Genomic DNA, 20390 nt, shown 5'->3' with positions numbered 1-20390 from the left:
ACCCCGGCGCGTTAGGCTCGTCCGTGACCTGGCCCACGAACGAGGGAGGGTGGCGAGTGGCGACGGCGACCGATCGGGCGGCTGCCCGGATGCCCGGACGGCCCGATTCGGGGGTGTCCGCGGTGATCGGCGCGCGCGCCGACGCGGAGGAGTACGTCCGGCGGGCGGTGTTCCGGTACGGTCCGCCGCGGCTGATCGGTGTCGAACTCGAGTGGCTCACCGCACGCGCCGACGGCACGGCGTCGCGGCCGGAACTGTCCTCGATCGTCGAGGCGCTCGGTCCGCACACCCCGCGGGCACTGGCGGCGTCGTCGTCGCATCGCCCGTTGCCGTCGGGAAGCCTGGTGAGTCTCGAACCGGGCGGGCAGGTGGAGCTGTCGAGCGTGCCGTGCACTTCGGCGCGGCAGGTGTGCGACCGGTTGCGGGCCGACACGAACATGGTGCGGTCGCTGCTCGCGCGGCGGTCTGTGACGATGCTCGACACCGCGACCGACGAGATCCGCCCGCCGCACCGACTGTTGCGCACGCCCCGTTACACGGCGATGGAACTGCGGTTCGATCGGATCGGTCCGCTCGGGCGCCTGATGATGAACAGCACCGCGGCGGTGCAGGTGGGTGTCGACGTCGGTGCCGACGACACCGAGTTGGCGCGCCGCTGGAACGTCCTGCACGCGATCGGTCCGGCGTTGATCGCCGCGTTCGCGTGTTCCCCGGCCCTGCGCGGGGTCCCCGAGGGGGCGTGGATGTCGCAGCGGATGCGGACGTGGTTGTCGCTGGATCCGGAGCGCACCGCGGTCGTGTCGGATCCGCAGAAATACCCGGCGTGGGCGTTGGATGCGCCGCTGATGTGCGTGCGATCGGCGGGACGGGAGTGGCACGCACCGCCGGGTGCATCGTTCGCCGACTGGATCTCCGGTGCGCTCGACGCAGAGATCGGTCGTTGTCCCACCGTCGACGATCTCGACTACCACCTCACGACGCTCTTTCCGCCGGTACGGCCGTGCGGGCACCTCGAGGTGCGGTATCTGGATGCGCAGCCGGGTGAGCTGTGGCAGGTTCCGGTCGCGGCCGTCGAGGCGTTGCTCCGCAACGACGCGGTCATGGACGAGGCCGTCGCGATCGCCGAACCTGTTCGTGAAATGTGGTGGGAAGCAGCGGAACACGGTCTCGATTCGGTCGAACTGCGTGCCGCCGCGGTGGGTGTGTTGTCGCTGGCGGCGGAGACGTCGCCGGACATGCGGTTCACGGCACTGCTCGATGCCGCGGCGATGCGATGCGTGCGCGGGCAGCCGCCGGGGAAGCAGACGACGTGAACCACACGCGAGTCCGGCTGCGGCGCGAACTCGAGCGGGCTCGCGCCCGCACCCACGCGCTCACTGCGGTGCCGGAGTCGGAACTGACCGCGCAACATTCGGTGTTGATGAGTCCGCTCGTATGGGATCTCGCGCACATCGCCAACCAGGAGGAGAGTTGGCTGGTGCGGCGGGTGGCGGGCAGGGCGGCGGTTCGTGACGGCATCGACGAGATGTACGACGCGTTGCTCCATCCCCGCGCCACCCGAACGGAGTTGGCGCTGCTCGACCCCGCCGGCGCCCGCGCCTACGCGGCGGAGGTGCGCGACGCGACGTGGGAGGTGCTCGACGACTGCGACTTCGACACCGAGTTGACCCGCGACGGATTCGTGTTCGCGATGATCGCCCAGCACGAGCAGCAGCACGACGAGACGATGCTCGCGACACACCAGTTGCGTTCCGGGGAACCGATTCTGGATGCGCCCGCTGCGCCGCGCACCGTCGCGTCACCCGCCCCGGATCGGGTCGTCGTCCCGGCAGGACCGTTCACGATGGGCACCTCCGACGACCCGTGGGCACTCGACAACGAGCGGCCCGCGCATCGCGTGCACGTCGAGGCGTTCGTGATCGACGCGGCCCCGGTCACCAACGCGCGGTATCTGCGGTTCGTCGACGACGGCGGCTACGACCGGCGGGCACTGTGGACCGAGGACGGTTGGGCGCACCGTGTCGAGGCGTCCCTCGACGCGCCCCTGTTCTGGTCCCGCGGTGAGGACGGGCGGTGGGTCACCCGCCGATTCGGTCGTCGGATACCGGTGCGGCCCGACGAACCCGTCGTGCACGTGTGCTTCCACGAGGCGGAGGCGTTCGCGCGGTGGGACGGCGGTCGGCTGCCCACCGAGGCCGAATGGGAGAAGGCGGCACGGTGGGATCCGGACACCGGGGGAAGTCGTCGATTCCCCTGGGGCGACGACGATCCCGGTCCTGCTCACGCGAACCTGGGCCAGCGGCATCTCGGTCCCGCCGAGGTCGGCGCCTACCCCGGTGGGGTGTCGCCGCTGGGGGTGCACCAGCTGATCGGGGACGTGTGGGAATGGACGTCGTCGCGGTTCCTGCCGTATCCCGGATTCCGGGCCTTCCCCTACCGTGAGTACTCGGAGGTGTTCTTCGGCGACGACCACCGGGTGCTGCGCGGCGGTTCCTTCGGCACCGATCCGGTCGCGTGCCGCGGTACGTTCCGCAACTGGGATCTGCCGATCCGCCGGCAGATCTTCGCCGGGTTCCGGGTGGCGCGCGATGCGGAGGGAGCCTCGGATGTGTAGGCACCTGGCCTATCTCGGACCGCTCACGACGGTGACGTCGCTCCTGACCGAGGGACCCCGATCGATGCTGCGGCAGTCGTGGGATCCGCGTGACATGCGGGGCGGCGGCACCGTCAACGCCGACGGATTCGGCGTCGCCTGGTGGTCCGAGCGCGGTGTCCTCGGCCGCTACCGGTCGACTCGACCGATCTGGTCCGACCCGTTCGTCACCGAGGGTTTCCACACCGTCGACACGTGCGCGGCGATGGTGTCGTTGCGGTCGGCGACCGAGGGTATGCCGGTGGAGCGGTCGGCGACCGCGCCGTTCACCGACGGGCAGTGGGCGTTCTCCTTCAACGGTGTGGTGCGCGGGTGGCCCGGTTCGCTGGTGTCGCTCGCCGAGCTGCTGCCCGTGTCGGAGTTGCTGCGCCTCGACGCACCCACCGACGCGGCTGCGCTGTGGCTGCTGTTGCGGTCGCGGTTGCGGTCGGCCGAGCCGGAGGCGGCGGTGACGTCCCTCGTGCGCGACGTCGCCGCACTCGCTCCCGGATCGCGCTTGAATCTTCTGCTGTGCAACGGATCCGAGATGTGGGCGACGGCCTGGCAGCACTCGCTGTGGGCGTTGGTCGACGAAGGGGTCGCGATCGTCGCATCCGAACCCGTCGACGACGACCGCCGCTGGTCGGAGATCCCCGATCGGCACCTCGTCGCCGCCGTCCCCGGAAAACTCGTGGTCACCCCGCTGGAGGTGTCCGCCCCGTGACCGTCGACGTGTATCTGACCCCGACCGAACTCGACGCGACGTTGCGGGCCGAGGCACTCCGCGGGCTGACCGCATCACCGAAGTACCTGTCGCCGACCCTGCTGTACGACGAACGTGGCAGCGAGCTGTTCGAGCGGATCACCGAACTGCCCGAGTACTATCCGACCCGCACCGAGTTCGCGTTGCTGTGCGAGAACGCCGGGGAGATCGCCGACACGACCGCGACCGAAGTGCTCGTCGAACTCGGCTCGGGGTCGTCGGAGAAGACCCGGGTCCTCCTCGACGCCCTCGCGCCCACCCTGCGCACCTATGTGCCACAGGACGTGTCGGAAGCGGCGTTGCGCCCTGCGGTACGGCGCTTGACCGCCGAGTATCCGGAGGTGGAGGTGCACGGCGTCGTCGGCGACTTCACGGCGTCGCTGGCACATCTACCGGCCGGCGGGCATCGCACGATCGCGTTCCTCGGCGGCACCATCGGCAACTTCGCGCCCACCGAACGCGCGGAGTTCCTCACCGGGCTCGCGGCGATCCTCGAACCGGGGGAGTGGTTGCTGCTCGGCGCCGGGCTGGTCGTCGACCCCTCGGTGCTGGTGCCCGCCTACGACGACGCCGCCGGCGTGACCGCCGAGTTCGACCGCAACGTCCTGCGCGTGCTCAACGACCGATTCGGAGCCGACTTCGACCCCGATCTGTTCGTGCACCGCGCGGTGTGGGACGCCGACAACGAGTGGATCGAGATGAGGCTCGAGGCGACCCGGGCCATGACGGTGCACGTTCCCGGTCTCGGGATCGACGTCGACTTCGCGGAGGGCGAACAGATGCGCACCGAGATCTCCGCGAAGTTCCGGCTCGACCGGCTCGCCGCCGAACTCGACGCCGCCGGATTCACCGTCCGGCGCGAATGGGTCGACGCCGACGCCCGGTTCGTGGTGATCGCGGCGTGCCGTCGCCGATGACCGTGAACCGGTTCACAGTCCCCTCGCGATCACCGCTTCGGTGACCCGATCGTCGATCGAACACACCGGGTCCTCGCGGCCCACCCAGGCGTCACCGCCGAAGTACGCCGCGAAGATCCGTTCGGCGGTGCGGGTCGCGAGGGCCTGCGTCGTCAGTGTGGGATTGGGGCCACCGAGGCTGTTCGACAGCGCCGAGTTGTCGGCGACGAACAACCGCCGCACCCACCTCGCCTCCCCGGACGGATCCAGGATCGAATCCTCCTCCCGCGCACCCATCCGCATGGTGGAGTGCGCGTGCAGGATCAGCGGCGGCCAATCGCACCGGTGCACCGATTTCGCGCCCGCCGCCCGCATCAACTCCACGGCGGTGCGGGTGCAGTGCTCGCGATTGCGGCGGGTCCGGGCCGACCGTTGCCGATGCCTCATCGTGACCCGCGCGACCGGACCGTGGTCGTCCGCGGGCAGGAAACCCGGTGCCGTAACCCGGTTGTCGTCCTCCACGTCGTCGTCCGTGATGACCAACGCCATCAGGGTGCGATCGGCATCGGAGAGTGCCCCGAGCAGATCTGTGCCCACCAACCGACCCAGGCCGTCCGCGCCGGCGGTGTCGACGACGCCACCGGCGCGCCCGTGACCGTGGATCCCGGAGTCGCTGAACCCCAGCGAATACGCCTGCAGCGCAGGGGGCATCCCGACCTGTTCGATTCCGCCGTAGCCGGGGAGGTCGACGCGCGCGTTCGATCCGGCACCGCGCGTCTCGCCGGTGTACTCGTCGAACACGCCGAACACCGCGTCGAGATGATGGTCGGTGAGGCCACGCCCCACCCGGTCGTACGGGTCGGGCAGATCCGACAGCTGCCACAGTCGCGGTGATTCGATCGCCCCGGCGGCGAGCACCACCACGTCCGCGGTCACCTCCTGTTCGTCACCGTCGTCGGTGCGGAAACGCACACCCCGGGCGACGGTGCCGGCGTCGTCCGTGAGGATCCGGGTGACCACCGCACCCGTCACCAACGTCACCGCGTGGCCGTGCGGTGACCACGCGTCGGCGGTGAGCATCATCGGCACGTACGAGTTGTCGGTGGAGCGGCGCGCCTTCAGATTGCGAGGCGCACCCGCCGGGAGGCTGCAACCCTGATAACAGTGCCCGCACATCGTGCATCCCCGCGCCCGAGGGTGACGCAGCAACGCCGGATCACGGGTGCGGCCCGCCGTGCCGCCCGGCTGCAGGATCGCGTTCTGCTGCGCCCGGTGCCCCGGCCCGGTCGTGTCGAGCGACACCTGGTGCGGCAGTCCGAGGGCCGCCGCGCCACGCAGGAACACCCGTTCCTTCGTGCCCATCGGCGCGGTCTGCACCGGCAGTGTCGCCTCCACCCACTCGTAGTACGGGCGCAGCTCGTCGTAGCCGAACGGGAACAGGTGCCCGGTGTCGTACAGCGACCGGTCGGCACCGTCGTAGCCGGCGAACACCCCCGGCACGGCGCGCGGCGAGTTGCCGAAGTAGTGCAGGGTCGTTCCGCCCACACCGGTGACCTGCCACACGTACGAGTGCTGCGGAAGGTCGCGCAACCACGGTGGTCTCGACCGGTCGGCGGGTCCGGAACGCAGGAATCCGCTCACCGGATTGTTCGCGTCGTCCTCGAAATGCGTCCACTCGGTGGCGGGGTCGGCGAAACGCGGTCCCGCTTCGAGGACGAGCACGTCGAGCCCGCGGGCGGCGAGTTCCTTCGCGACGACCGGGCCGCCCCCACCTGAACCGATCACGATCACGTCCGGCACGTCAGCCCTCCACCCGGTCGACACCGCCGTAGTAGCCGAGGAATTCGTCCCAGCCGTCGCCCACACCCGCGTAGTCGGACAGCGCCCATCCCACCGGCCGGCCCGTCAGGACACGCCGGTCGCGGTCGAACGCCGACACCTCCGAATAGGCGACGAACGCGGCGAGGGTGGGAATCGCGTTGACCGCGTAGGCGATCGACCGACCCGGAAACCGCGGGTCGGTGTCCAGCAGGTCGAACACATGGGCCTTCGACGCGTGACTCAGATTCGCGAACGGCGCCGCGAACGGGCCGGTGACCGACGACGGTTCCGCGGTGACGGCGAACAGGTTCACGAGCGCCGCGACGGCATCCGCACCGGTCACGTCGAGACCGAGAGGCGTCAGGCCCATGTCGGGCACCGCCAGGTCGAACGTGCGTCGCAGGCTGTCGGTGGTGCCGGGGGTGACCCCGCCGGGGCGGTCGGTCGCCATACCCTGCTGACGCGAGTACGGATCGTCGCCGGGGACGACGAACGCCAGGATCGCGTTGATCGTGTCGGTGGTGGCGTCGGTCTGCGCGCGTGCGGCCGGCGGGGCGGTGAACAACGCCGCCACGGACGTCGCCGCGACACCCGTCACGGCGAGTCGCACCAAGAACTGTCGCCGGTTCCACACGGTCGCCACCGGATCGTTCGGATCCACCTGTCGCACTCCTCGTCGTCGGCCCCGCCCGGCGCAGCCTACGGAACTCCGACCACATACGCCCGGTATGCGCGTCCGTGTGTCGCTCCGCTCCCTCCGTGAGCGAGTGGTACACCCGATCGAACGAGTCGAGCGAGCGATACGTTCGCTCGGGGGCGGGGGTCCCCGGGGAACGCCCGCGACATGTGCGAACCCGGAATCCGCCGGGGGCTTCAGGTGCGGGTGAGCAGCAGGAACGCGAGATAGACGCAGTAGGAGATCACGAACAGCGCGCCCTCGAGCCGCGACAATCGGCGGCCGGTGAGGAAGGCCGGGATGCACACCAGCGCCACCGCCACCATGACCGGCAGGTCCACCCGGATCACGTCGTCGGGCACGGTCATGCCGCCCGGTGTCGCGAGGACGGTCACCGCGAGGATGACGACGATGTTGTAGACACTCGAGCCGAGCAGGTTGCCGATCGCGATGTCCCGTTCGTCGCGGATCGTCGCGACGACGGTGGTGACCAGTTCCGGAGCGGACGTGCCGATCGCGACGACGGTCAACCCGATCACGGTGTCGGACACCCCCAGCGACCGCGCGGCCTCCGAGGCGGCGTCGACGAGGATGTCCGCGCCCACCACGACGACGGCGATGCCACCGACGAGCATCGCGATCTCGACGAGGACGGTGCCGACCTGCCACTGGGTGCGTGCGGGGGTGTATTCGTCGCGGTACTCGGCGCGTACCGACGCGGCCTCGGCGCGGCCCGCGCGGATCACCAGCAGGGTGTACAACACGCCGCAGACGAGCAGAACCAGCGCTTCGCCTCCACCGAGGTGCCCGTCGGCGGACATCGCCCACAGCAGCAACGCGGCCACGGTCATCGCGGGCAGGTCCACGCGGAGCGTCTGGGTGCCGAACGCGATGGACCGCATCAGCGCGCTCAACCCGAACACCAACAGCAGATTGATGATGTTGGTGCCGACGATGTTGCCGAGCGCGAGCCCCGAGTTCCCGGTGGCGGCCGCGTCGATGCCGATCGCCAGTTCGGGGGCGCTCGTACCCACCGCGACGATCGTCACGCCCACCACGATCGGAGTCAGACCGAGTCGTGTCGCGAGTCGGGAACCGCCGCGGACGAGAACCTCGGCGCCGACCACCAACGCGACGAGTCCGACGGCGATTCCGAGTGCGGGGCTCATCGGAGTGAGGATAACGACCGCACCGGTGATCGGCGGCGCGATGGGCGGACTGCGCCCGCGACGACTATCGGGACGCGGCGCTCAGGCGGGCCTTCTCGAGCGCGGCGAGGGTGCGCAGGATCGTGGCCTTCTGCTTCTCGAGGTCGGAACGGCGGGCGCGTGCCGCGAGGCCGTTCTGCTCCGCGACGATCTCGAGCTGTGCGTCGATCGCCGACAGCTGATCGAGCAGTGCGAGCGCGCGGGTCTGGATCTCGTCGATGTCGACGGACGTGGTGGCCGCGGCCGCCGGTGGGGTCGCGGGCCGGGTGCGTCGCGGCGCGGCCGTCGGCGTGGTGGCGCGGGGCGCGCGGGTGTCGGGCTTCTCGGCGACGACCGCGGCGGCGCGGGGGCGCAGCGCCTTGCGGACCAGTGCGGGGTCGGGTTGCTCGTCCAGGCGGATCTCGTTGAGGGTGCGGCGGGCGTCGCGTGCCGCGAGCCGGTGTTCGTACTCCTCCTCGTCGTCGGACTGGAGGGTGCCGCCGATCGGGCGCAGACCGTAGGTGCCCACGAAGCGGCGGGCCTCCTCGATGACCGACTCGTGTTCACGGCATGTGGCACAGCGGGGTTCGTTGCGGAAGATCTCGACGGCGTCGTCGTCGCCGCACCACACGCAGGCTCCGGGGGTCCATCGTCGTGCCCTCCGGACCGTCGAGATCTCCGACTGGATTGTCGCGGTTTCCGTGGGGGGCTCGAGAGTCTGCGCGTCGATCACGAGGAGCCACCTTAAGTCAGAACGGGACGGCCGCGCCGCGGGGGGTCCCACTCGACCTGGGCGGGAGGTGCGGCGACGTGACGAAGATCATCCCCGCCGGGGAGGTGACCGACGAGTAGCACATGCGCGTCGGCAAAGTATTGCGCCACACTGCTTTTGCAGACCGGGCGGTCTGGTCGGCGGGTGGCGTCGCCGAACGGTGCTCGGGCGACAGGGCCACCGCCCCGGCGGATCGAGGGTGCGGAGCCGCAGCGACGCGAGACGTGCGGACGTGCCCCGATGGACGCCGACACCCGGTGCCGCAGTGACGAATCCGCCCGGACCGGTTCTGCACGGCAGCTCGCCCTCGGGAATGTGTTCGGCACGGACGGTACCGAACACGCCGTCCCGTTCGGTGGGGAGGCGAACGCGGGGGCTCGTGCGCACTCGTCGGACGGATACGGACGGGTGCGGTGGCCGGACGGGATCCGGCCACCGCACCCGGTGGAGTCAGACGAGTCGGTGGCTAGGCGACACCGTTGAACAGCGACGTGACGGAACCGTTCTCGAACACCTCGCGGATGGTCTGCGCGAGCAGCGGCGCGATCGACAGCACGGTGAGATTGTCGAACTGCTTCTCCGGCGGGATCGGCAGGGTGTTGGTGACGATGACCTCCTTGGCGCCGCACGCGGCGAGCCGCTCGGCGGCAGGGTCGGACAGCACGCCGTGCGTCGCGGCGATGATGACGTCGCCCGCACCGGCCTCGCGGAGGATCTTCACGGCGCCGGCGATGGTCCCGCCGGTGTCGATCATGTCGTCGATGAGGATGCAGGTGCGCCCCTCGACCTCACCGACCACCCGGTTCGACTTGACCTGATTGGGGACGAGCGGGTCGCGGGTCTTGTGGATGAACGCCAGCGGAGCACCACCGAGGGTGTCGGCCCACTTCTCGGCGACGCGCACACGACCGGAGTCGGGGGAGACGACGGCGATGTTGTCGACGCCGTACCGGCCGCGGATGTACTCGGCGAGCTGCCCCTGCGCGTGCATGTGGTCGACCGGCCCGTCGAAGAAACCCTGGATCTGGTCGGTGTGCAGGTCGACGGTGATGATGCGGTCGGCGCCGGCGGTCTTGAGCAGATCCGCGATCAGGCGGGCGGAGATGGGCTCGCGACCGCGGTGCTTCTTGTCCTGACGGGCGTACGGGTAGAACGGCAGGATCGCGGTGATCCGCTTCGCCGAGCCGCGCTTGAGCGCGTCGATCATGATGAGCTGTTCCATCACCCACTCGTTGAGCGGGAACGGGTGGCTCTGCAGCACGAAGGCGTCGGAACCGCGAACCGACTCCTCGAACCGCACGAACGTCTCGCCGTTGGCGAAGTCACGCGCCGTCTGCGGGGTGAGCGGCACACCCAGTTCCTTGGCGACCTGCTCCGCCAGCTCGGGATGGGCCCGGCCCGCGAAGAGCATCAAGTTCTTCTGGTTGTCGATCCAATTGGTCACTGGTCCTGGCCGTCCTTCTGGCGATCGTGCAGCTGTGCTTTCGATGCTGCCTCAGCAGCGGGGGTTCCAGCGCGTTTTTGCTGAACCCATCCCTCAATAGTGCGCTGTGGTGTACCCGACACCGCGAGCGCCCCCGGAGGAACATCTTCGCGCAGTACCGTCCCGGCGCCGGTGTAGGCGCCGTCCCCGACGGTCAGCGGGGCGATGAACATGGTGTCCGATCCGGTGCGGACGTGTGATCCGACGACGGTCCGATACTTCTTCACGCCGTCGTAGTTCACGAACACGCTCGACGCACCGATGTTGGAATGCTCACCGATCTCGGCGTCGCCGACGTACGTCAGATGCGGCACCTTCGAGTGCGCGCCGATCTGCGCGTTCTTGGTCTCCACGAACGTCCCGAGCTTACCGCTCGCGCCGAGGTCGGTGCCCGGTCGCAGATAGGTGAAGGGGCCGACGGTGGCGTCCGCGCCGATCACCGATTCGGATCCGTGGGTGCGCACCACCGAGGCGCCCGCCCCCACCTGCACGTCGGTGAGGGTGGTGTCGGGGCCGATCACGGCGTCCTCACCGACGACGGTCCGCCCGTGCAACTGCACACCGGGGTGCAGGGTCACATCGGGTGACAGCACGACGTCGACGTCGACGCGGGTGCTCGCCGGGTCGACGACGGTCACGCCCGCGCGCATCCAGTGTTCGAGGGTGCGCCGGTTCAGTTCGGTGGCGAGCGCCGCCAACTGCACCCGGTCGTTCGCGCCGGCGACGCGCAGCGCGTCGTCGGTGTGCACCGCGCGCACGACGTGTCCGGCGCGACGGGCGATGCCGATCACGTCGGTCAGATACAGCTCACCCTGCGCGTTCGAGGAGTCCAGTTCGGTCAGGGCGGCGCGCAGGCGCGTCGCGTCGAACGCGTACACCCCGGAATTGATCTCGGTGATCGCCTGCTCGGAGATCGTCGCGTCCTTCTCCTCGACGATCGATGCGACGTCGCCGTCGGTGGTGCGGATGATCCTGCCGTAGCCGCGCGGCTCGGCGACCGTCGTGGTCAGCACCGTCACCGCGGCGGGTTCGGGGTCGGTGTGGGTGGCCATCAGGTCGCGCAGGGTCCCCGCGTCGAGCAGCGGCACGTCGGCGGCGGTGACGATCACCGTGCCCGCGAAGTCCGCCGGCAACCGCCCCAACCCGCAGTCGACGGCGTGGCCCGTGCCGTTCTGTTCGTCCTGGACGGCGATGCCGACGGATCGGCCGAGCGACTCGGCGATGTCGGTGGCGGCCTCGGTGACCCGTTCGCGTTCGTGCCCGACCACGACGACGAGATGATCGGGTTCCAGGCCGGCGGCCGCGTGCACTGCATGCGCGAGCATCGAGCGGCCGCCGAGGGTGTGCAGAACCTTGGGTGTCTTCGATCGCATCCGCGTGCCTGCTCCGGCTGCCAGGACAATGATCGCGGTCTGCACTTGCATGTAGCTCCCTCGACGCGGCGTGCATGCACACGCCCCGACGACGTGCACATCGGTGCCGCCGACGCGTCGCGCGCCGGGCGGCTCCGGTATCGACTTCCCCCGCTCCGCCGCCAGGACTCGAACCTGAACTATCTGAACCAAAATCAGAGGTGCTGCCGATTACACCACGGCGGATTGCCGCACGTCCGGTGCGCGGGCGCCGGGCATGCGCCCATGATCCTCGCACGAGTCGGCCCGCAGGTCGAATGTGGGGCCCGCCCCACCCGGGTGTCGATAGGGTGGGATGTCGGACATGCGTCCGACAGGCGGTGTCGAGCAGACGGTCACCGGGATGGGATTCGAGAGGAAGGCGGCACGGTGTCGCGAGCGTCACGGGAACAACCGGAACGCGCGGGTGGGGCGGAACGGACGGGGGCGGGCGACCGCACGCACCGGACGCGGATGACGGGGACGCAGCGTCGCGAGCAGCTGATCGAGATCGGCCGGGCCCTGTTCGCCGAGCGCGGCTACGAGGGCACGTCGATCGAGGAGATCGCGCAGCGCGCGCAGGTGTCCAAACCCGTCGTCTACGAGCACTTCGGCGGCAAGGAGGGCCTCTACGCCGTCGTGGTGGACCGGGAGATGACCATCCTGATGTCGATGGTCACCGAGAGCCTGACCCGCAACCGGTCGCGGGTGCGGGTCGAACGCGCGGCCCTGGCGTTGCTGACGTACGTCGAGGAACGCACCGACGGCTTCCGGATCCTGGTGCGCGACTCCCCGATGCCGGCGGAGGAAGGCACCTATTCGAGCCTGCTCAACGAGGCGATGCGGCAGGTCGGGCAGTTGCTCACGGGAGATTTCTCGCGTCGCGGCCTCAACCCCGACCTGGCGCCGCTCTACGCGCAGGCACTCGTCGGCATGGTCGCGACGACCGCGACGTGGTGGTTGGACGAGCGGACCCCGTCGAAGGAGGTCGTGGCGGCGCATCTGGTCAACCTGTGTTGGAACGGCCTGACCCGGCTCGAGGCGGATCCGACGCTCGGTACGGCCTGACCTCCGGTCGGGAATCGACGTCGAATCGGGACATTTGTCCCGATCTCGGGGTAGGTTGTGCACTACCGGTGCCGATCGGCTGCCTGTTACGCTGTGTTCCGAATACTTCACTACCGTGGAGATGGGCACATCCGGACCAGCGGTCCGCTCGGGATGAGGTCTCGCCTGCGTTCGTATCCGAGACGAAAGGTCCGTCGATGCCCCGTCAGGTCCGCGCCGAGGTCACCCGCGAAGCCGTCCTGCGCGGCGCGGCGACCATCTTCATGCGACTCGGATACGCGAACGCGAGCCTGAGCGAGATCATCGACGAGGCCGGTGTGACGAAGGGCGCGCTCTACTTCCATTTCGGGTCCAAGGAAGAACTCGCCCGGGCCGTGATCGACACCGGAGTCGAGCGGTTCGGCGAGGCCGTGCAGATGCGTCTCCGGCAGCGGGGCCCCGCACTCGAGAGCGCGATCGAGACGTCGGTGCTCAACGTCGACCTGTCCGAATCCGATGCGGTCGTGCGGGCGATGTTCCGGTTGATCGTCGAGATCGGCGACTACCGCGGCGACGAGACCCGCCCGTTCGACCGGTGGATCGAGGCGATGCGCGAGTTGATGACCCGCGCCAAGGACGAGGGCGATCTCGCCGACCACGTCGACGTCGAGACGCTGTCGACGGTGCTGCTCCAGTCGTTGATCGGAGCCCGCACCGTCGCGGAGGCGCTCGGTCGTGGCGACCGGCTCACCGAGCAGATCGAGGGGATGTGGTCGGTGATGCTGCCCGCGATCGTCCCCGTCGGCAAGGCCGACTACTTCCTCCAGTTCGTGGCCCGGCGACTGCGGGTGTGACACCATCACCGCCGTGGACCACGGACCCTTCGACGCCCGCCAGGCGCCCGGTGTGCTCACCCGGCTCCTCACCGAGCACGGACCCGACGCCGCCGTCACCATCGACGTGGTTCCGCAGTTGCTCACCGTGGGACAGGTCGCGGACGTACTGGGCAGCTCACGGCAGCACGTGGCGAACCTGATCGATCGGGGGACGCTGCCCGCGGAGTTCCACGGTCTGCACCGCCGGGTCGCCCGCGCCGACGTGCTGACCGTCGCGCGGGAACAGGCCCGGGTCCGCACCGAGGTGCTCGACGCGCTCGCCGAACTGTCGCGGCGCGAAGGGTTGTACGACGAGTTCTGACGACGTGCAGCGACACGGGAGAAGGGGGCCGGGTGCCGGTTCGGGTGGTGTTGGGGGCGGAGGTGCTGGCGCGACCACGTGTCCGTGACGTTGCTCTCGCGCTCGCGGAAGACGGTCTGTACCAGCCGTTCTGGAGTGACGGCATCATCGTCGACGCCGATCGCAGGCTGCCTCCGGAGATGCCCCGCGCGGCCCGCGACTACCTGTTCGCCGAGCTCGAGCGCGCCTTCCCGGAAGCCCGGGTGACGTGGCCGGCGACGGTGCTGCGGGAGGTACCGCTCGTCGTCGACCCGGAGCAGTCGCACGTCACGTCGGTGGCGTTGCTCGCCCACGCCGACGCCGTGGTCACCGACACCGCGGCGGTCGCCGACTCCCTCGACCTCGTCGACGTCGAGCCGTGGACACCCGATGCCTTCGTCACGTTCGTGCTCGACGCCACCCCCCGACCCGCACTGCACGCGCTGCTGCGGATGGTGCGCCGCCGGTGGCTGCAGCACGACGACTCGGCGAGCCCCGACGATCCCGATCTGCTGGCACGCCTGTCCTGGTGGGCACGCCGCGCTCTCGGCCCCAGCAGCGCCGACCTCCTCGACGCCCACGCCACCCGTGCGCGTTTGTGGTAGCTCCGACTACCACAAACGCGCACGGGTGCGGGGGCGGTTTGTAGACTCGACACGGTCTTCGTCCCACACCCAGGAGCGCCCTCCCTTGTCTGCTGTGCCCGTCCCAGCCGTTCCTCCCCTGTCCGGACTGGCGCAGATCGCGCTGGCCGACGACCAGTTCCGCGCGGTCGCCGAACTCACCGGCTCGGCCGCGCAGGCACTCGTCGCGCCGCCGGCGGTCCGCCCGTTCGTCGCCGCCGCACTCGCGCAGAAGACACCGGTGCTCGTCGTCACCGCCACCGGACGGGAGGCCGACGACCTGACCTCCGCGCTCACCGAGATGCTCGGTGACGCCGTCGCGCAGTTCCCGTCGTGGGAGACCCTCCCGCACGAGCGGCTCTCGCCGAGCGCCGACACCGTCGGACGCCGCCTGCAGGTGCTGCGCCGTCTCGCCCGCCCCGACGACCGCGACCTCGGGTCCCCGCTGCAGGTCGTCGTCGCGACCGTCCGGTCGCTCGTGCAACCGATGGCGCCCGGGCTCGGCGACATCGACCCCGTCACCCTGCGGGTCGGCTCCGAGCACGATTTCGACGACCTCGTCGCACGGCTCGTCGAACTGGCCTACACCCGCGTCGACATGGTCGGCAAACGCGGCGAGTTCGCGGTGCGCGGCGGCATCCTCGACGTGTTCCCCCCGACCTCCGACCATCCCGTCCGCGTGGAGTTCTGGGGCGACGAGGTCACCGAACTGCGTCCCTTCTCCGTCGCCGACCAGCGGTCCATTCCGGAGGTCGAGTTGAGCACGCTCATCGCCCCGCCCTGCCGCGAACTGCTGCTCACCGACGACGTCAAGGCCCGCGCCGCGCAGCTCGCGCACGACAACCCGGCCGACGCCGCGCTCCTCGAGATGCTCGACAAGATGTCGTCCGGCATTCCGGTCGAGGGCATGGAAGCGTTGCTGCCGGTGCTGCAGGCCGGCGAGTTGCAGCTGCTCACCGACGTTCTGCCGCCGCGCACCCACGTGCTGATCTGCGACCCCGAGAAGGTGCGTACCCGCGCCACCGACCTGATGCGCACCGGCCAGGAATTCCTCGAAGCGTCGTGGACGGCCGCGTCCCTCGGTGGGGCCGCGCCCCTGGACACCGGCAACCTCAAGGGGGTGGACGGCAAGCCGACGGATCTCGCCGCATCCGCCTACCGGTCGCTGCGGCAGGTGCGCGAGGCCGCGGAGGCGAACGGCACCCCGTGGTGGACGCTGAGCCCCCTCGCGTCGGGTTCGGACACCGAGGTCGTCCTGGACGTGCAGCACGCGCCCGAGGTGCGGGGTTCGGAGGAACTGCTGTCGATGCTGTTCGCCGATCTGCGTGCACACGTCACCACCGGTGGGCGCGCCGTGATCGTCGTTTCCGGCACCGGCACCGGGCTGCGCGTGCTGGAGCGGCTGAAGGAGAACGAGGTCCCGGCGGGCAGGCTCGAGCCGGGTGCCGAACCGGTCCGCGGGCAGGTCGGGGTCATCCGCGGCACCCTGCACGAGGGCATGGTCCTGGCCGGCAACGGCGACAACGTGGTGCCCGGGCTGGTCCTCGTCACCGAGGCCGACCTGACCGGCAACCGGGTGACCACCGCCGAGGGACGTAAGACACCCGTCAAGCGCCGCAACCAGGTCGATCCGCTCGCGCTCACCGCCGGCGACCACGTCGTGCACGACCAGCACGGCATCGGCCGGTTCGTGGAGATGGTCGAACGCACCGTCGGCGGCGCCCGCCGCGAATACCTCGTCATCGAGTACGCACCCAGCAAACGCGGACACCCCGGCGACCGGCTGTTCGTGCCGATGGAATCGCTCGACCAGCTCTCCCGGTACGTCGGGGGTGAACTGCCCGCGATCAGCAAACTCGGCGGATCCGACTGGGCGAACACGAAACGCAAGGCCCGCAAGGCGGTTCGCGAGATCGCCGGCGAGCTGGTCCGGCTGTACGCGGCGCGGCAGGCCTCCCCGGGGCACGCGTTCGCCCCCGACACACCGTGGCAGAAGGAGATGGAGGACGCCTTCCCCTTCACCGAGACGCAGGACCAGCTCACCGTCATCTCCGAGGTCAAGTCCGACATGGAGAAGTCCGTGCCGATGGACCGCGTCGTCATCGGTGACGTCGGGTACGGCAAGACGGAGATCGCGGTGCGCGCCGCGTTCAAGGCGGTGCAGGACGGCAAGCAGGTGGCGGTGCTCGTCCCGACGACCCTGCTCGCGCAGCAGCATCTGCAGACCTTCACCGAGCGCATGGCGGCGTTCCCGGTCACCGTCCGGGGGCTGAGCCGCTTCACCGATCCCGCGGAGTCGAAGGAGATCCTCGCGGGTATGGCGGACGGGGAGGTCGACATCGTCGTCGGCACCCACCGGCTGCTGCAGACCGGTGTGCGCTGGAAGGATCTCGGTCTCGTGATCGTCGACGAGGAACAGCGGTTCGGCGTGGAGCACAAGGAACACATCAAGGCGCTGCGCACCCATGTCGACGTGCTCACCATGTCGGCGACTCCGATCCCGCGCACCCTCGAGATGAGCATGGCCGGGATCCGTGAGATGTCGACGATTCTCACCCCGCCGGAGGAGCGGCATCCGATCCTCACGTACGTCGGGGCGTATTCCGACAAGCAGGTGGCCGCCGCGATCCGCCGCGAACTGTTGCGCGACGGTCAGGTGTTCTACGTCCACAATCGGGTCAGCTCGATCGAGAAGGCCGCCAAGAAGATCCGCGATCTCGTCCCCGAGGCCCGCGTGGTGGTGGCGCACGGCCAGATGAACGAGGACCAGCTCGAGAAGACCGTGCAGGGATTCTGGGAACGCGAGTTCGACGTCCTGGTGTGTACGACGATCGTCGAGACCGGACTGGACATCTCCAACGCCAACACCCTCATCGTCGAGCGCGCCGACGCGCTGGGGTTGTCGCAGCTGCACCAGCTGCGCGGTCGTGTCGGCCGGTCACGGGAACGCGGCTACGCCTACTTCCTGTACCCCCCGGAGAAGCCGCTCACCGAGACGGCCTACGACCGGCTCGCGACCATCTCGCAGAACTCCGATCTCGGCGCCGGCATGGCGGTCGCGATGAAGGACCTCGAGATCCGCGGCGCCGGTAACGTTCTCGGTGCCGAGCAGTCGGGGCACGTCGCGGGTGTCGGCTTCGACCTCTACGTGCGACTCGTCGGCGAGGCCGTCGAAGCGTTCCGCGCCGCCGCCGACGGCACCCCCGTCTCGACGGAGGAAGCACCCAAGGAGGTGCGCATCGACCTGCCGGTGGACGCGCACATCCCCGCCGACTACGTGACCTCCGACCGGTTGCGTCTCGAGGCGTATCGCAAGTTGGCCGCGGCCGGCGACGACGCCGCGATCACCGCGGTGATCGACGAGCTCGTCGACCGGTACGGGCCGCTGCCCGAGGAGGTGGGGCGCCTCGTGTCCGTCGCGAAACTGCGTCTGCTGTGCCGCGAGTACGGGCTCGAGGAGGTCGCGGTCGTCGGCACCCAGATCAAGATCTCGCCGATGGAATTCCCCGATTCCAAACAGATGCGGCTCAAGCGGCTCTACCCGGCCGCGCAGTACCGGGCGACCAGCGGCATCGTGCAGCTGCCGATCCCGCGCACCGGCGGTGTCGGTTCCGACCGGGTCCGCGACGTCGACCTGTTGCAGTACATCGTCGACTTCCTGCTCGCGATGGACGGCAGACCGCAGGGATCGGTGGACGTGCGGACGCCCGCCGGCGCGGGGGTGTGACGGTGGGGGACGGCCCGGGGGATGCGCTCCGCGAGGCCGCCGGCGTCATGGACCGCCTGTGGTCGTTCGGTGGCTGGGAGGTCACACAGACCCACGAGAGCCTGCGACGCTACCTCGTGGAGGAGACCTACGAGGTGCTCGACGCCATCGACGCCGGCGATCCCGACGACCTCCGCGAGGAACTCGGCGACCTGCTTCTGCAGGTGCTGTTCCACTCGCGTATCGCCGAGGCCGCGGGAGCGTTCACCGTCGACGATGTCGCCGACACGTTGATCGCGAAGCTGTCTGCGCGCAGCCCCCACCTCACGAACGGTCACACCGGTCCGGTGGACGTCGTCGCACAGGAGGCGGCGTGGGAGTCGGCGAAAGCCGTCGAGAAGGCCCGCCCGTCGTGTCTCGACGGGATCGCGATGGCGCAACCGTCGCTGGCGTTGGCGGACAAGATCATTGCGCGGGCGACGAGAGCGGGGCTGCCCCGGGACCTGATCCCCGACGAACTGACCACCGTGCGGGTCACCGGTGCGGGCGATGCGGAGGCGACGTTGCGGGCGGCCGCTCTGCGGTTCGCGGCCGTGATCCGAGCCACCGAACGCTCCGCGCATGCGGACGGAGTTCCGTACGGGCAACTCCACGCACGGCAGTGGCGACGTCACTGGGCCGGCTGAGCGACCACCTCGGCGTCGCACCCACCTCGGCGCCGCACCCGCCGCGGCGCCGCGCGGGCACGCAACGCGGGTGCGACGGGGCGTCCGTGCAGCAGGCCGGTGACGGAACCGGACTCGAGCGCCCGACGATAGACGAGCAGCGCGCCGCGCACCGCGTCGACGGTTTCGTCGAGGTCGGTGTCGGTGTGGGCCGCGGACACCACGAACGACTGGCCCAGCACGCCGCGCACCAGCAGTTCCTGCAGGAACAGGGTGCGAAACTCCTGCGATGGTGCACCGTCGGGCCCGCGCGTGACGAAGATCAGACATGACGGCCGTCCGGCGACCTGGAGGAACTCTCCGACGCCGAGTTCCTCGGCGGCGCCGGTGACGGCGGCGGCGAGAGCGGACCCGACGGATTCCATACGCCCGATCGGATCCTCGGTCGCGTAGGCGTGGGCGACCGCGCGGAACGCGGCCAGCCCGCACGATTCGGGCCCGTGCGTCGTGGACAGCAGGAACACCCGGTCACGGTCGGTACGCAGGCCGCCGAGTTCCATGAGCTCGCGCCGTCCGGCGAGAGCCGCGATCGGGAACCCGTTGCCCATCGCCTTGCCCCAGCACGACAGATCCGGGGTGACACCGTAGAGGCCCTGCGCGCCGTGGTGGGACCACCGGAAGCCGGTGATCATCTCGTCGAACACCAGGAGCGCTCGGTGCCGGTCGCACAGTGCGCGCACTCCTTCCAGGAAGCCCGGAGCCGGCTCGTGCAGTGCGGTGGCGGCTTCGAGGATCACGCACGCGGCCGCGCACCCGGTCAGTGCCGCATCGAGGTCGACGAGGTCGTTGTACCGGAATCGATGGGTTCTCTCGGCCACCGCATCGGGAACACCGGAGTTCATCGGGGTGGTGCCGATGAACCAGTCGTCGACGGAGAAGAACGGCTGATCGCACACGACGACGTCCTCGCGGCCGGTCACCGCGCGCGCCAGTCGGATCGCCGCGGTGGTGGCATCGGATCCGTTCTTGGCGAACTTCACCATGTCGGCGCCCGGCACCAGATCGAGGAAGTCCTCGGCAGCGGCGACCTCCAGAACGGTGGGGCGACTGAAGTTGACTCCCTCGGCGATGGCCCGGGTGACGGCGTCCACCACCGGCGGATAGCCGTGACCGAGCGTGACCGAGCGCAGCCCGATTCCGTATTCGACGTACCGATTGCCGTCGACATCCCACACGTTGGCCCCGGCACCGCGTTCCAGGATCGGCGTCATGAATTCCGGATACTGGTCCGGGCCGCGCGCGTAGGTGTGGGCGCCGCCGGGGACGAGATCGTGGAGGCGGTCCTGGAGTGCGGCCGAGCGGGTGAACACGCGGCCGGGCGATGCGAGGTGCGTCATGGTGACGGCTCCATGAGGGGCGGAACCCGGTGAGGGGGAGTGATGGTGGGCGCTGGGCCCGGTGGCGATCGTTCTCCAGTGTGGCCGCGAATCGGTATGGACGCAACGACAGTCGC

At 69.9% G+C, this 20390-nt stretch carries 17 protein-coding genes and 1 tRNA gene; 10 read left to right on the top strand and 8 right to left on the bottom strand.

Annotated features, from left to right (window positions below):
* Window positions 1–89: 89 nt before the first annotated feature.
* From egtA to egtD, 4 genes are read left to right on the top strand one after another with little or no spacing between them, the layout of a single operon-like run.
* Complete coding sequence (gene egtA, locus LDQ05_RS02705; protein WP_264184349.1) at window positions 90–1313, top strand: ergothioneine biosynthesis glutamate--cysteine ligase EgtA; 1224 nt, start codon at window positions 90–92, stop codon at window positions 1311–1313.
* On the top strand, window positions 1274–2614 hold the full coding sequence (gene egtB / locus LDQ05_RS02700) for an ergothioneine biosynthesis protein EgtB (RefSeq protein WP_372461019.1): 1341 nt from the start codon (window positions 1274–1276) through the stop codon (window positions 2612–2614). Before egtA ends, egtB begins: the two co-directional genes overlap by 40 nt.
* A complete protein-coding gene (gene egtC / locus LDQ05_RS02695) occupies window positions 2607–3356 on the top strand; it encodes an ergothioneine biosynthesis protein EgtC (RefSeq protein ID WP_226435353.1) in 750 nt (249 codons plus the stop codon). The genes egtB and egtC overlap by 8 nt, the downstream gene beginning before the upstream one ends.
* Window positions 3353–4312 (top strand): L-histidine N(alpha)-methyltransferase, encoded by a 960-nt coding sequence (gene egtD / locus LDQ05_RS02690; protein ID WP_226435352.1) that lies wholly within the window; start codon window positions 3353–3355, stop codon window positions 4310–4312. Before egtC ends, egtD begins: the two co-directional genes overlap by 4 nt.
* Window positions 4313–4324: 12 nt before the next feature.
* On the opposite strand, the gene LDQ05_RS19810 is transcribed toward egtD, so the two are convergent.
* The 7 genes from LDQ05_RS19810 to LDQ05_RS02655 all read right to left on the bottom strand — a co-directional run bounded on the left by LDQ05_RS19810 (window position 4325) and on the right by LDQ05_RS02655 (window position 11828).
* The gene (locus LDQ05_RS19810) at window positions 4325–6091 is read right to left on the bottom strand and encodes a GMC family oxidoreductase N-terminal domain-containing protein (protein ID WP_226435351.1); all 1767 of its coding nucleotides are present in this window, start codon (window positions 6089–6091) and stop codon (window positions 4325–4327) included.
* 1 nt (window position 6092) lies between these two features.
* Window positions 6093–6773: a hypothetical protein gene (locus LDQ05_RS02680; RefSeq protein ID WP_226435350.1), complete on the bottom strand. Its 681-nt coding sequence runs from the start codon at window positions 6771–6773 to the stop codon at window positions 6093–6095.
* A gap of 212 nt (window positions 6774–6985) precedes the next feature.
* Window positions 6986–7957, bottom strand: coding sequence for a calcium/sodium antiporter (locus LDQ05_RS02675; RefSeq protein ID WP_226435349.1), 972 nt, complete (start codon window positions 7955–7957; stop codon window positions 6986–6988).
* 64 nt (window positions 7958–8021) lie between these two features.
* Window positions 8022–8708, bottom strand: a complete 687-nt coding sequence (locus tag LDQ05_RS02670; protein WP_226435348.1) for a hypothetical protein — start codon at window positions 8706–8708, stop codon at window positions 8022–8024.
* A 505-nt stretch (window positions 8709–9213) separates the two neighbouring features.
* Entirely contained in the window at window positions 9214–10191 is a 978-nt protein-coding gene (locus tag LDQ05_RS02665; protein WP_226435347.1) for a ribose-phosphate diphosphokinase, read from the bottom strand.
* Window positions 10188–11654, bottom strand: coding sequence for a bifunctional UDP-N-acetylglucosamine diphosphorylase/glucosamine-1-phosphate N-acetyltransferase GlmU (gene glmU, locus LDQ05_RS02660; protein WP_226435346.1), 1467 nt, complete (start codon window positions 11652–11654; stop codon window positions 10188–10190). Before glmU ends, LDQ05_RS02665 begins: the two co-directional genes overlap by 4 nt.
* 102 nt (window positions 11655–11756) lie before the next feature.
* A tRNA-Gln gene (locus LDQ05_RS02655) sits at window positions 11757–11828 on the bottom strand.
* A gap of 267 nt (window positions 11829–12095) precedes the next feature.
* Here LDQ05_RS02655 and LDQ05_RS02650 point away from each other — a divergent pair.
* The 6 genes from LDQ05_RS02650 to LDQ05_RS02625 all read left to right on the top strand — a co-directional run bounded on the left by LDQ05_RS02650 (window position 12096) and on the right by LDQ05_RS02625 (window position 18898).
* A complete protein-coding gene (locus tag LDQ05_RS02650; protein ID WP_226435345.1) occupies window positions 12096–12689 on the top strand; it encodes a TetR/AcrR family transcriptional regulator in 594 nt (197 codons plus the stop codon).
* A 197-nt stretch (window positions 12690–12886) separates the two neighbouring features.
* The gene (locus LDQ05_RS02645) at window positions 12887–13522 is read left to right on the top strand and encodes a ScbR family autoregulator-binding transcription factor (RefSeq protein WP_226435344.1); all 636 of its coding nucleotides are present in this window, start codon (window positions 12887–12889) and stop codon (window positions 13520–13522) included.
* A gap of 13 nt (window positions 13523–13535) precedes the next feature.
* Window positions 13536–13865, top strand: a complete 330-nt coding sequence (locus tag LDQ05_RS02640) for a helix-turn-helix domain-containing protein (RefSeq protein WP_226435343.1) — start codon at window positions 13536–13538, stop codon at window positions 13863–13865.
* Between the two features lie 32 nt (window positions 13866–13897).
* Window positions 13898–14488 (top strand): PIN domain-containing protein, encoded by a 591-nt coding sequence (locus tag LDQ05_RS02635; RefSeq protein WP_226435342.1) that lies wholly within the window; start codon window positions 13898–13900, stop codon window positions 14486–14488.
* A 94-nt stretch (window positions 14489–14582) separates the two neighbouring features.
* A complete protein-coding gene (mfd, locus tag LDQ05_RS02630) occupies window positions 14583–18233 on the top strand; it encodes a transcription-repair coupling factor (protein WP_226435341.1) in 3651 nt (1216 codons plus the stop codon).
* Window positions 18234–18280: 47 nt separating this feature from the next.
* A complete protein-coding gene (locus tag LDQ05_RS02625; protein ID WP_226435374.1) occupies window positions 18281–18898 on the top strand; it encodes a nucleoside triphosphate pyrophosphohydrolase in 618 nt (205 codons plus the stop codon).
* Here LDQ05_RS02625 and LDQ05_RS02620 read toward each other — a convergent pair.
* The gene (locus LDQ05_RS02620; protein WP_226435340.1) at window positions 18883–20274 is read right to left on the bottom strand and encodes a glutamate-1-semialdehyde 2,1-aminomutase; all 1392 of its coding nucleotides are present in this window, start codon (window positions 20272–20274) and stop codon (window positions 18883–18885) included. The two genes, LDQ05_RS02625 and LDQ05_RS02620, sit on opposite strands and share 16 nt — an antisense overlap.
* Window positions 20275–20390 lie beyond the last annotated feature (116 nt).

The sequence above is a fragment of the Rhodococcus yananensis genome, from assembly GCF_020515525.1.
Taxonomy (GTDB): Bacteria; Actinomycetota; Actinomycetes; order Mycobacteriales; family Mycobacteriaceae; genus Rhodococcus; species Rhodococcus yananensis.
This window is presented reverse-complemented; position numbering and strand designations above follow the sequence as displayed.